The 13,092-nt window shown below is 61.8% G+C and carries 8 protein-coding genes; 7 read left to right on the top strand and 1 reads right to left on the bottom strand.

Features of this window, described 5'->3' with window-relative positions:
• Positions 1–137: 137 nt before the first annotated feature.
• The 7 genes from ACM6UT_RS09435 to clpB all read left to right on the top strand — a co-directional run bounded on the left by ACM6UT_RS09435 (position 138) and on the right by clpB (position 10,645).
• Entirely contained in the window at positions 138–857 is a 720-nt protein-coding gene (locus ACM6UT_RS09435) for an SH3 domain-containing protein (protein ID WP_416797098.1), read from the top strand.
• A 403-nt stretch (positions 858–1,260) separates the two neighbouring features.
• On the top strand, positions 1,261–2,535 hold the full coding sequence (locus tag ACM6UT_RS09430) for an aspartate kinase (protein WP_416797097.1): 1,275 nt from the start codon (positions 1,261–1,263) through the stop codon (positions 2,533–2,535).
• Positions 2,536–2,621: 86 nt separating this feature from the next.
• On the top strand, positions 2,622–4,889 hold the full coding sequence (ptsP, locus tag ACM6UT_RS09425; RefSeq protein ID WP_416797096.1) for a phosphoenolpyruvate--protein phosphotransferase: 2,268 nt from the start codon (positions 2,622–2,624) through the stop codon (positions 4,887–4,889).
• A 21-nt stretch (positions 4,890–4,910) separates the two neighbouring features.
• Positions 4,911–5,990 (top strand): peptide chain release factor 1, encoded by a 1,080-nt coding sequence (prfA, locus tag ACM6UT_RS09420; RefSeq protein ID WP_416797095.1) that lies wholly within the window; start codon positions 4,911–4,913, stop codon positions 5,988–5,990.
• Positions 5,987–6,871: a peptide chain release factor N(5)-glutamine methyltransferase gene (gene prmC / locus ACM6UT_RS09415; protein ID WP_416797094.1), complete on the top strand. Its 885-nt coding sequence runs from the start codon at positions 5,987–5,989 to the stop codon at positions 6,869–6,871. The genes prfA and prmC overlap by 4 nt, the downstream gene beginning before the upstream one ends.
• Positions 6,872–7,176: 305 nt before the next feature.
• Entirely contained in the window at positions 7,177–7,833 is a 657-nt protein-coding gene (locus ACM6UT_RS09410; protein WP_416797093.1) for a DUF4167 domain-containing protein, read from the top strand.
• A 208-nt stretch (positions 7,834–8,041) separates the two neighbouring features.
• Positions 8,042–10,645 (top strand): ATP-dependent chaperone ClpB, encoded by a 2,604-nt coding sequence (clpB, locus tag ACM6UT_RS09405; RefSeq protein ID WP_416797092.1) that lies wholly within the window; start codon positions 8,042–8,044, stop codon positions 10,643–10,645.
• An 87-nt stretch (positions 10,646–10,732) separates the two neighbouring features.
• Here clpB and ACM6UT_RS09400 read toward each other — a convergent pair whose 3' ends face one another.
• Entirely contained in the window at positions 10,733–12,670 is a 1,938-nt protein-coding gene (locus ACM6UT_RS09400; RefSeq protein ID WP_416797091.1) for a M23 family metallopeptidase, read from the bottom strand.
• Positions 12,671–13,092: the final 422 nt, after the last annotated feature.

Genomic DNA, 13,092 nt, shown 5'->3' with positions numbered 1-13,092 from the left:
TCAAGTCCACTGATACTTGCCGGTCGTGGCGCGGTCGGAGCTTGCCTCAATACGGCCGGAAAGTCGGAACATCCACAATGTCGAAACGTTACTGTTTCGATACGCATAGGCCCCATTTCGGGGCTCAGGAGACGATCATGAAGAAACTATGGCTACTTGCAGCGGCCGCCTTGGGAGCGTTTGGTATCCCGGCGCTTGCGGAAGCGGCTCCGGCCTACTCGACGGCGGACGTTAATATGCGCTCGGGTCCTAGCACTCAGTACCCGCCCGTGTTGGTGATCCCTTATGGCAGTCGTGTAGACATCCGGGGATGTCTGAGCTCGCAGGCCTGGTGCGACGTCGACTATCGCGGCATCCGTGGCTGGGTCTCGGGGAGCTACCTGCAGGCGAGCTACGAGCAGCGCCGTGTCTATGTCGGCCCGACCTACTACGAGCCGCTCGGCATTCCCACCGTGATGTTCAGCATCGACACCTATTGGGACAGCCACTATCGAGATCGGGACTTCTATCGTCATCGGGACGAATGGCGGGACGGCTACTATCGCCCGACGGTTCGCCGCGACGATTATCGCCGTCCTCCGCCGCCGCGGTGGAACGACGACGAGGATGAGGATTATGGTTGGCGCGAGCCGCCCCGGCGCGTTCGCGAGCAGCGCCGCGACCCGCCGCCACCTCCCCCGCCGCCGGTCATGCATGACGAGGAACGTGCGTGGGTGGCGTACGAACGCAAGATGCGTCACCTGCCGCCGCGTGACCGCGGGGAAATGATCCAGGAGAGGAACAAGAAGCGGTCCAACGACGAGCAACGCGTTATCCGCTGCAAGCAGGGTATGCTCGCCTGCCAATCGCACGATTGATGACAACACCTGCGCGATCGCCGTGGAGATCGCGCAGGTTTCCGTTTCAAGTGAACGTCGCGACGAAGTATTCTATGTGCCTGGGTCGTCCCGTCGGCCTTCGATTTTCCGGCGAGGTCGCGCTGTTTCTCCCCTTGGGGCCATCTCGGCGTGCCGTTCGCCTCCCCTTTCCACCTCGATGAAAGCCCGCCTCTTCGTCTCGCTGCCGAACGATGCACCGCTCTCTCCGTGTCGCCGGTCATTGTTGGTACGAAACCCCTTGACCTGTCGGCATTTCGGGCCTCGGGGCATTGAACTTCCCAGGGGATTTGGCTATGAGACCGCAACTCGCCCGTGCCTTGCGTCCGGGCGCATCTTCCGCGGTGCCGGTCGGTACCCAACATTCGTGACGGTAGTTTAGGCAATGGCTCGCATCGTGATGAAATTCGGCGGAACGTCCGTCGCCAATCTCGAACGTATTCACAATGTCGCACGGCATGTGAAACGTGAGGTCGATGCCGGTCACGAAGTCGCGGTTGTCGTCTCGGCCATGTCGGGCAAGACGAACGAACTGGTCGACTGGGTGCGCAACATGCCAAAAGTCGCCGGCGCCGACTCGCCCTTCTACGACGCGCGCGAGTACGATGCGGTCGTGGCATCGGGAGAGCAGATAACTTCCGGTCTGCTGGCGATCGCATTGCAGTCGATGGATATCAATGCGCGCTCCTGGCAGGGTTGGCAGATTCCAATCAAGACGGACAATGCCCACGGCGCCGCCCGTATTCAGGAGATCGACGGTTCGGACATCATTCGCCGGATGGGCGAGGGGCAGGTGGCCGTCGTCGCGGGTTTTCAGGGCATCGGGCCCGATAACCGCATCTCGACGCTTGGTCGCGGCGGTTCCGATACGTCGGCGGTGGCGATCGCCGCCGCGGTGAAAGCCGATCGTTGCGACATCTACACGGATGTCGACGGCGTCTATACCACGGACCCTCGCGTCGAGCCGAAAGCGCGTCGACTGAAGAAGATCGCCTTCGAAGAAATGCTCGAGATGGCGTCGCTAGGTGCGAAGGTGCTGCAGGTGCGTTCAGTCGAACTCGCCATGGTGCACAAGGTTCGGACCTTCGTGCGTTCGAGTTTCGAAGACCCGGATGCTCCGGGAATGGGCGACCTTCTCAATCCGCCCGGTACGTTGATTTGCGATGAGGAAGAGATCGTGGAACAGGAAGTTGTCACCGGCATTGCATATGCCAAGGATGAAGCGCAAATCTCGCTGCGTCGCGTCGCAGACCGGCCGGGCGTTTCCGCCGCGATCTTCGGTCCGCTCGCCGAGGCGCACATCAACGTCGACATGATCGTCCAGAATATCTCCGAGGACGGAACCCGGACGGATATGACCTTTACGGTTCCCTCGGGCGACGTCGAAAAGGCGCTCGCTGTTCTCGGCGACAACAAGGAACAGATCGGCTACGATGTGGTCCAGAGCGAATCGGGCCTGGTCAAGGTCTCGGTCATCGGTATCGGCATGCGCAGCCATGCCGGCGTGGCGGCCACCGCTTTCAAGGCGCTCGCTGAAAAGGGTATCAACATCAAAGCGATCACCACGTCGGAGATCAAGATTTCCATCCTGATCGACGGCCCCTATGCCGAACTCGCGGTCCGGACTTTGCATTCCTGCTACGGCCTCGATAAGAATTGATTCCGCTGAGGCGTTTTGCCACTCTCGACGATTGACGCGGGTGGTGGGTCGCCCGTACATAGACCGTTTTCGGGAGCATGCGCGCGATGAGAGACCTGTCTGCCGGTCCACGCGTTCTTCTCAAACGGCTCCGCGAACTGATGGCGGAGCCGCTTGAGCCACAGGAGCGCCTCGACCGGATTGTTCGTCAGATCGCGAGCAATATGGTCGCGGAAGTGTGCTCGGTCTACGTCCTGCGCTCGGACGGTGTTCTCGAACTCTACGCGACCGAAGGCCTGAACAAGGACGCGGTGCATCTCGCCCAGCTGAAAATGGGGCAGGGGCTTGTTGGGACCATTGCAGCCAGCGCGCAGTCGCTCAATCTTTCCGATGCTCAGGCCCACCCGGCATTCCGCTACCTCCCTGAGACGGGGGAAGAAATCTATCATTCCTTCCTCGGTGTGCCGATTCTGAGGGCCGGCCGCAGTCTTGGCGTTCTCGTGGTTCAGAACAAGGCGCAACGGAGCTACCGGGAGGATGAACTTGAGGCGCTCGAAACGACAGCCATGGTGCTGGCCGAGATGATCGCCACGGGCGAACTGAAGAAGATCACCAGGCCGGGTCTTGAACTCGACCTGACGCGGGCAGTCACCATCGAGGGCGACAGCTACGGCGAGGGGATCGGACTCGGTTATGTCGTGCTGCATGAGCCGCGCATCGTGGTGACCAATCTCCTCAACGAAGACAGCGAGAAGGAAATCCGACGGCTCGCCGACGCGCTCGGTTCTTTGCGCATTTCGATCGACGACATGTTGTCACGACGCGAGGTCGCGATGGAAGGCGAGCACCGCGAAGTGCTCGAGACTTACCGCATGTTCGCTCACGATCAGGGCTGGGTCCGCCGCATGGAAGAGGCGATCCACAACGGCCTGACCGCGGAGGCGGCGGTCGAAAAAGTGCAGAGCGACACCAAGGCGCGCATGATCCGCCTGACGGATCCCTATCTTCGGGAGCGGATGCACGACTTCGACGATCTGGCCAACCGTCTGCTGCGTCAGCTGACTGGTTTTTCCTCGCGAAGCGCATCGGAAGGTTTTCCGGCCGACGCCATCATTCTCGCGCGCGCCATGGGTGCTGCGGAGCTGCTCGACTATCCACGCAGCCATATTCGCGGCCTGGTTCTTGAGGAGGGGGCCGTGACGAGCCACGTGGTGATCGTCGCGCGCGCGATGGGCATTCCGGTCGTCGGCCAGGCGGCGGGCGCGGTGGCGCTCGCGGAGAACGGCGATCCGGTCATCATCGACGGCGACGACGGCAAGATCCACGTCCGGCCGATGGCAGATCTGCAGAAGGCATATGAGGAGAAGGTGAGGTTGCGCGCGCGTCGGCAGGAGCAGTTCCGGGCGCTGCGCGACGTGGACCCCCTGACGAAGGATGGCAAGCGTATCCTCCTCCAGATGAATGCCGGTCTTCTCGTCGATCTGCCGCAACTGACGGCTTCGGGTGCAGAAGGGATCGGATTGTTCCGTACCGAACTGCAGTTCATGATTTCGTCCACGATGCCGAAGGCGGAAGAACAGGAGAGTTTCTACCGCAGTGTCCTGCGCCAGGCCGACGGACGACCGGTGACTTTCCGTACGTTGGACATCGGCGGCGACAAGGTCGTTCCCTATTTTCGCTCGCAGGAGGAAGAGAATCCGGCCCTCGGCTGGCGCGCGATACGCCTCTCGCTCGACCGGCCCGGGCTGTTGCGCACCCAGCTCAGGGCGCTCCTGAAAGCATCCGCCGGCGCCGAGCTGAAGATGATGCTGCCGATGGTGACCGAGGTCTCCGAAATTCGCGCAGTGCGTGAGCTGATGCAGAAGGAGGTCCAGCACCTCTCCAAGTTCGGACACCAGCTGCCGAAGCGCCTGCAGTTCGGCGTGATGCTGGAGGTTCCTGCGCTGCTGTGGCAACTGGAAGAGCTGATGGAGGAGGTGGACTTCGTCTCGGTCGGCTCAAACGACCTCTTCCAGTTTTCGATGGCTGTCGACCGCGGCAACGCCCGGGTGGCGGACCGCTTCGACGTGCTCGGCCGACCGTTCCTGCGCATTCTTCGCGACATTGTCCGCGCTGCGGATAAGGCCGGAACGCCGCTGACACTGTGTGGCGAGATGGCGGGTAAACCGCTCAGCGCGATGGCCCTGCTCGGGCTCGGCTTTCGGTCGATCTCGATGTCGGCAACATCGATCGGCCCGATAAAGGCGATGCTCCTGGCGCTGGATGTCGACCGTCTGAGCAAGCTGCTCGACGCGGCCCTCGATGACCATCGCACGCATCTGCCTGTACGCGATGTCCTCACCGGATTCGCGGAAGACAACAACATTCCCCTTTGAATGATCTGCCTGGAGTAGAGAGTGGCAAAGCTACCTGTCGATAAGATGCGTGAGCTCGAACGCCGATTCGGTGAGATCGAGGCTCGCATGTCGGCCGGGCCATCGGCGGACGTCTACGTCAAGCTTGCCTCGGAATATGCCGAGTTGCAGCCTGTCGTCCGCAAGATCCGCGAATATGAAGCGGCGCTCGCCGAACTCGCCGGCCTGCGATCGATGCTGGCGGACAAATCGACCGATCGCGAGATGCGCGACCTTGCGGAGATCGAACTGCCCGAGGTCGAGGAGCGCATCGCAGCGCTCGAGACGGATATCCAAATTCTCCTGCTGCCGAAGGATGCAGCGGACGAAAAGAGCGCCATTCTCGAGATTCGAGCCGGCACCGGCGGTTCGGAGGCGGCGCTTTTTGCTGGTGACCTTTTTCGGATGTATGAACGCTTTGCCAGTTCGAAGGGTTGGAAGGTTGAGGTCCTGTCGGCCAGCGAAGGCGAGGCGGGCGGCTACAAGGAAATCATTGCTTCGATCACCGGTCGCGGCGCATTCTCCAAACTCAAATTCGAATCCGGCGTACACCGCGTGCAGCGCGTTCCTGAAACGGAGGCGAGCGGCCGCATTCATACGTCCGCGGCAACTGTTGCGGTGTTGCCGGAGGCCGAGGAAATCGACGTGGAGATCCGGCCGGAGGACATCCGGATCGACACGATGCGCTCGTCCGGAGCCGGAGGGCAGCACGTCAATACAACCGACTCGGCGGTTCGTATAACGCACCTGCCGACAGGACTGGTGGTCACGAGCTCGGAGAAGTCGCAGCACCAGAACCGCGCGAAGGCGATGCAGGTCCTGCGTTCCAGGCTCTATGATATGGAGCGTCAGCGGAGTGAGAGCGAGCGTTCGGCGGACCGCAGGAGCCAGGTGGGGTCTGGTGACCGGTCCGAGCGTATTCGTACCTACAATTTTCCCCAGGGCCGGGTCACCGATCACCGCATCAACCTCACCCTCTACAAGCTGGATCGGATGATGGAGGGAGACATCGACGAGATCGTCGATGCGTTGATCTCCGACTATCAGGCCGGCCAGCTTGCGCAGCTCGGCGAGCAGTTGTGAGCAGGGATCGCGACACGGCGAGTGCGCTGATTGCCGAAGCAAGGCGGTGTTTTACCGAGGCGAACCTCGCCGATCCCGCGACTGATGCGCGTGTTCTCGTTGCCGGTATTCTCGGTTTGTCGCTTTCCGACGTCGTGATGCGGGGTGATATTGCCGTTTGCCGCGAGGAGGCAGAGCGGGTGCGCGCAGCCGTTGTGCGCCGCTGCAAGCACGAGCCCGTTCACCGGATTCTGGGGCATCGGGCGTTTTACGGACTGGATTTGCGGCTTTCTCCCGCAACGCTCGAGCCGCGACCGGATACCGAAATTCTGGTCGACAGCGTCTTGCCGCACTTGAAGCGGACGATTGCCGAAAAGGGCAGTGCGCGGCTACTCGATCTCGGTGTCGGAACGGGCGCGATCGCGCTCGCCCTGCTCAAGGAATGCCCGCAGGCTCGCGCTGTCGGAAGCGATATTTCCGAAGAGGCACTTTCAACGGCGGAAAGCAATGCCTACATCAACGGTGTCGCCGAGCGGTTTGAAACCGTGCGGAGCGCATGGTTCGCCTGCATCGATGGAAGGTTCGACATCATCGTGTCAAATCCTCCCTATATTCCGACAGGCGTGGTCGCAGAGCTGGACCCGGAGGTCCGGGACTACGATCCGTTGGCGGCGCTTGATGGAGGCGAGGATGGGCTCGACGCGTATCGCGCGCTTGCTGCGGGAGCTGGTGCCTTCCTTGAACCGCGCGGATTGGTGGCCGTCGAGATTGGCTATGACCAGAAGGACAGCGTGACCGCGCTCTTCGAAGCAGCAGGTTTTTCCCTGCTCGAGGCGCGTCGCGACCATGGCGGCAACGACCGGGTTCTTCTGTTCACGACGCGAAATTGCTGCAAGTGCTAAGTTGTTTCCCGCTTGCGAAGAAAACGCTTGGTTTTCCAGAGGAAGCGGGCTAGGTTGCGGGCACGCAGCGGGCAGCGGGGAATGAACAGAGATTCGTTCGGGTCTGGGGCGGCTTCGATTTCGGCTCCTTTGGAGTTTCGCGAAGCGAGCATTCCCGTTGCGTGATCAGTTAATTTGGCTTTCACCAGCGGCAGATGAAGCAATGGCGCACCATGCCCGCGGCACGCGGAGCTTTGATCCGGTCTAACCAGATGCGGCAGCGTAGCCAATCTATCAGCAATCTAGAGAATTCAGGTGAATAATCGATGAGGCCAGGACAGCAGAACAAGCGTGGTCGCGGACGTGGCGGCAACGGCGGTGGCGGCAACTTCAACCGCAAGGGCGTCAATCCGCTGACGCGAACTTATGACAGCTCCGGTCCCGATGTGAAGATTCGTGGTACTGCCCAGCATATCGCCGAGAAGTATGCCGCGCTTGCTCGTGATGCCCAGAGTTCCGGTGACCGTGTCATGGCGGAGAATTATCTGCAGCACGCCGAGCACTATAACCGTATCATTGCAGCCGCTCAGGCACAGATGCAGGAACGTTTCCAGCGCGACGACCGTGGCGACTACGCCGATCGCGACGTCGACGACATGGACATTCTCGACGAGCCGACCGTGGTTCAGGTCGCGCCGCCGGCGCCGCGCCCCGCTGAGGCGCCGCGCCCCGCTGAGATCGCTGGCAGCGGCCCGCAACCCGTCATCGAGGGGACGCCGGTAGAGGTCGCCGCTGCCGAAGAGGCGGCGGAGGAGGGCGGCGAGCAAAGGCAGTCTCGTCGTCGCAATTCAGGCTCGCGCCCGCGCCGGCAACGTCGCGGCGGTGGTCCTGGTGCGCAAGGCGAGGATGCCGGTGACGCAGGATCGGCCGGCGCCGAGTCGAGTTCGGAAAAGCCGGAACTGGCTGCGGCTGCTTCCGAATAGGCGACCTCCGCTGTCGCGAAGTAAAGGATCGAGGAACTCCGGCCATATGCCGGAGTTTTTCGTTTAAGTTCCTCTTTAAACGCCGAAATTCTCTCCCCATATCACGATCACAAGGGCGCAGACGCCCGCGGGTTCGCCTGTTGAGGGGGCCCGATCCTTAACCGCTGCATTGTGCCGTTGCGGGCAGTGCAGCTCGTGGAGATAGGCGATGAATATCGAGAAATATTCCGAGCGCGTTCGCGGCTTCCTGCAGTCGGCGCAGACCTACGCACTGTCGGAAGGTCATCAGCAATTTGCGGCTGAACACGTCCTCAAGGTCCTTCTGGACGATGATCAGGGCATGGCGGCGTCGCTCATCACGCGCGCTGGCGGCGATCCGAAGGAAGCGCGGCTTGCCAATGACGTGGCCCTTTCCAAGCTTCCGAAGGTTTCCGGCGGTGGCGGCCAGGTCTATCTTTCGCAACCCCTCGCCAAGGTGTTTTCGACTGCCGAAGAAGCGGCAAAGAAGGCCGGTGACAGTTTCGTCACCGTCGAGCGCTTGCTGCTGGCGCTCGCAATCGAACCGTCTGCGTCGACCTCTGCGAGCCTGAAGAAGGCCGGCGTCACCGCTGCGACGCTCAACCAGGTCATAAACGATATCCGCAAGGGCCGCACCGCCGACACGGCGAGCGCCGAACAGGGATTCGATGCCCTCAAGAAGTATGCCCGCGATCTCACGGCCGAAGCACGGGACGGCAAGCTCGATCCCGTCATCGGACGCGATGACGAGATCCGCCGCACTATTCAGGTGCTCTCTCGCCGGACGAAGAACAATCCGGTCCTGATCGGCGAACCGGGTGTCGGCAAGACTGCGATCGCCGAGGGTCTGGCGCTGCGCATCATCAACGGTGACGTTCCGGAGAGTCTCAAGGACAAGCGGCTGATGGCGCTCGACATGGGCGCTCTCATCGCCGGCGCGAAATACCGCGGCGAGTTCGAAGAACGCCTGAAGGCGGTATTGAACGAAGTGCAGGCGGAGAGTGGGGAAATCATCCTCTTCATCGACGAGATGCATACGTTGGTCGGCGCCGGCAAGGCCGACGGGGCGATGGACGCCTCGAACCTTCTGAAGCCGGCTCTTGCCCGCGGTGAACTGCACTGCGTCGGCGCGACCACGCTCGACGAATACCGCAAGCATGTCGAAAAGGATGCGGCGCTTGCCCGTCGTTTCCAGCCGGTCATGGTCGACGAGCCGACCGTCGAGGACACAATCTCGATCCTGCGCGGGCTGAAGGAAAAGTACGAACAACATCACAAGGTGCGCATTTCCGACTCCGCGATCGTCGCGGCGGCAACCTTGTCGAACCGTTATATCACCGACCGCTTCCTGCCGGACAAGGCGATCGACCTCATGGACGAGGCCGCTTCGCGGCTCCGGATGCAGGTCGACTCCAAGCCGGAGGAACTGGACGAACTCGATCGCCGGATCATCCAGCTGAAGATCGAACGCGAGGCGTTGAAGAAGGAAACCGATACCTCTTCGGCCGATCGCTTGAAGAAGCTGGAGAGCGAACTGGCTTCCCTTGAGGAGCAGTCGGATGCGCTGACCGCCCGCTGGCAGGCCGAAAAAAGCAAGCTCGGTCTTGCGGCGGACCTCAAGCGGCAGCTCGACGAGGCGCGCAACGAACTTGCGACTGCCCAGCGCAAGGGCGAGTTCCAGCGGGCCGGCGAGCTGGCCTACGGGGTCATCCCGAAGCTGGAGAAGGATCTCACCGAGGCCGAGACGCAGGACGGCAGCGCCCGCGAGAGCATGGTTCAGGAGGTCGTGACGGCCGACAACATCGCTCATGTCGTTTCGCGCTGGACCGGGATTCCGGTCGACAAGATGCTGGAAGGCGAACGGGACAAACTGCTTCGCATGGAGGACGAACTCGCCAAGTGGGTCGTCGGCCAGGGCGATGCGGTACAGGCGGTCTCTCGGGCCGTCCGCAGGTCGCGGGCCGGCCTGCAGGACCCGAACCGCCCGATCGGCTCCTTCATCTTCCTCGGCCCGACGGGTGTGGGCAAGACGGAGCTCACCAAATCGCTTGCCCGGTTTCTTTTCGATGACGAAACCGCGCTCGTGCGTATCGACATGTCGGAATACATGGAAAAGCATTCGGTCGCCCGCCTCATCGGCGCGCCTCCCGGCTACGTCGGATACGAGGAGGGTGGTGCCCTGACGGAGTCCGTGCGGCGCAGGCCATATCAGGTCGTGCTCTTCGACGAGATCGAGAAGGCGCATCCGGATGTGTTCAACGTACTGCTGCAGGTTCTCGACGACGGCCGCCTGACCGACGGCCAGGGCCGGACCGTGGACTTCAAGAACACGATCATCATCATGACGTCGAACCTCGGTGCGGAGTATCTGACAAACCTGCCGGAAGGCTCGGATACGGACCAGGTTCGCGACCAGGTGATGGATGTGGTGAAGGCATCGTTCCGGCCGGAATTCCTCAACCGCGTCGACGAAATCATCCTTTTCCACCGCCTGCAGCGGACGGAAATGGGCGCAATCGTCGATATCCAGATGAAGCGGCTCCTGGCACTGCTCGCCGAGCGCAAGATCACCGTCGATCTCGGCGAGGATGCCCGCAATTGGCTCGCGGACAAGGGGTACGACCCGGTTTACGGAGCCCGGCCGCTGAAGCGGGTCATCCAGAAATACGTACAGGATCCGCTGGCGGAGCAGATTCTCTCAGGCCGAATTCCGGACAAATCGAACGTTGCGATTGCCGCGGGATCGGATCGCCTCCTGTTCAACGTCCGGCAGGTCGCCGACGAGGCAGCGTAAGCGGTGAACGAATCCGAGACAACGAAATGGCGGCCTGTGAGCCGCCATTTTTCTTCGTTCTTCGAGTAACTCGGCCTTCTTCTGTTCTCAGCGGGCCGCCAGCTGTTTCTGCCGCTCGACGTTGCCGAGCAGCGCATCGATGCGCTGGCGCTCGACTTCGAATTTTGCGAGTGCCTCTCCCGTGAGCGATTTCCCGCCGGGAAGGCGAACCTTCAACGGGTCGACCTTGGTGCCGTTGACGACCAGTTCGTAGTGCAGGTGGGCGCCCGTCGAAAGCCCGGTGTTGCCGACCCATCCGATCACCTGCCCCTGCCGAACCTTTGCGCCCGGCTTTACGTCCTTGGCGATCGCACTCTGGTGATTGTAGGAGGTAATGTATCCGTTGGCATGCCGGATGAGGGTCTGGTTGCCGTAGCCGCCGGAATCCCAGCCGGCCTTCTCTACGACGCCGTTGCCCGACGCGATGATGGGGGTGCCGCGGGGGGCTGCCCAGTCGGCCCCGGTGTGCATCTTCGAGTATCCGAGAATCGGATGGCGTCGCATGCCGAAGCCGGAGGTGAAGCGGCCATTCGGCACGGGATTCCGGAGCAGGAACTGGCGAATGCTCTTGCCCTCGGCATCGAAGTAATCGATCGAGCTGTCCGCCGGATCCTGGAAGCGGTAGAAGGTCGTCAGGGTGTCGCCGAAGCGCGCACTGACGTAGAGAAGCTCCGACTCATCGGTTGCCTGACCATCTTCGTCCGAAACCGAGAAGAAGGCCTCCAGCATGTCCGTCGGCTTCAACTGCGCCTGAAAATCGACGTTACTGGCAAGGAGCCGGATGATCTGCGCCGTCATCTGCTTGTTCATGCCGTAGGAGATAGCAGCGCGGTAGATGCCGTCGTATACGCGCGGCAGATCACGACCGGCTGGGATCGGCATGGGGCGGTCGTCGAACGCCGATGCGATGGCATCGAGGAGGGGTGGCTCGCTGCCAACCACCAGACGACCGGCGTCGTTCAGCGCAAGGGTGACGACATGCGTTGCGTGCCGGTAGAGGCTGACGCGGACGATCCGTGCCTCCTCGCCTCGCTGTATAAGGCCGATCCTGAGTACGTCGCCTTCGGTCAGCCCGTCGGCGCCGATCTGCGGAGCGAGATAGCGGGCGACATCTTCGGCTTCCGCCCGGGGATAGCCCGAGCCCATCATGGCGGCGTCCACCGGCTGGGCACGGCGGACCGGGATGATGTCGTCGGCATATTCTGGCGTTTGCGGTGTAAGGGGCTCGGGTGCCGATACCGACATGTTCTGTTCGATGACGCGGGCGGCCAGCCCGGCGGTCAGATCGACCTCGCTGTCGTCTGCGAAGCGCTGCGGATCGATGTAAGACAGCGCGGCGATCTGTGTGTTGCCGTCGGTCAGAACCGAGCCGTTGGTGCGGACCGCCTCCTCCACCTCGTCGAACGACATCCCGCTGGCATAGGGATGAGTATCGCCGGTGACAGGAAAGGCGATGGTTCGGAGGCTCACCTGGGATTCGACGTCGGAACCGTAAAGGCTGCCGGTTCTCGGCGCCGTGTTTTTGTCGTCGTCTGCGAAGATCGCCAGCGGATCGAATCTCGGATATTCGTCCTGAACCGCATAATTGGCTGCGAGACTCATCTTCACGTGCATGAAAGGCTGGCGGCGCACGACTTCGGTCTCGCCCTCGTGAATGACCGTCGGCACTTCGAGGATCGCCTTGTCCGAAGGCCTCGCGGCGATGTTCGGACCGATGAGCCGTTCTCCGCGCTTGGCGGTCTCCTGTGAGCTGTCCTGGTCAGGCCCGGCAACTGCATAGGCCTCCGCCGGAATGGCGAGTTGCTGACGACCGTCAAGCGCGGCAAACAATGCCACGCCCATCAGTACACATGAGGTAATTCCCGTCAGAAAGGTGCCGGTCAGCCAGCGCAGGGAAATCTCCCGCCGGTCCGGCGCACGGCGGCCGTCGGCAAGGATCGGCGGCTCGGTGCCGAGAGACCGCACCATGTTGCGGTCCGTCATCATGCCGCCCGCCTCCGTCTGTTCAAGAGCACGCTCCGTTCCTGGGTATCTGGCCGCGAAATCTGCACAATTGGCAGGCCTTCGTCAAATGACGGGTCGTCGCGCGTCCGGCCGAATCTATTTTCCAGCTCGTTTCAGAGCATTTGATTGTGAACTTCTCGGGGCAAATACGCCTGCCGTCCTTCAGCGAAGGGCGTCCGGTGATGCTCCGGTGCTGCCCCGCGCGGGTATTTCACCCTGAGAACGGACTGCTAAGACCTCTCTCATTTGCTGGGAATGGAAATGTTGGCTCTATTGGCGTTGGGTGTGGTGGTTATGGTTGGTGGGGTGTTGGGTTTGGATTTTGCGGTGTGGTGTTGTAAAAATGGAAAAGAGTGTTGTTTTTCAGAGAGTTGGAAATTTCTTTGAAAAAATTGGAGGTGGTG

Origin of the sequence: Ciceribacter azotifigens, from assembly GCF_048159625.1 — a bacterium.
Classification (GTDB): Bacteria; Pseudomonadota; Alphaproteobacteria; order Rhizobiales; family Rhizobiaceae; genus Allorhizobium; species Allorhizobium azotifigens.
The sequence above is the reverse complement of the archived record's forward strand: the minus strand, read 5'-3'. Positions and strand labels throughout refer to the sequence as shown.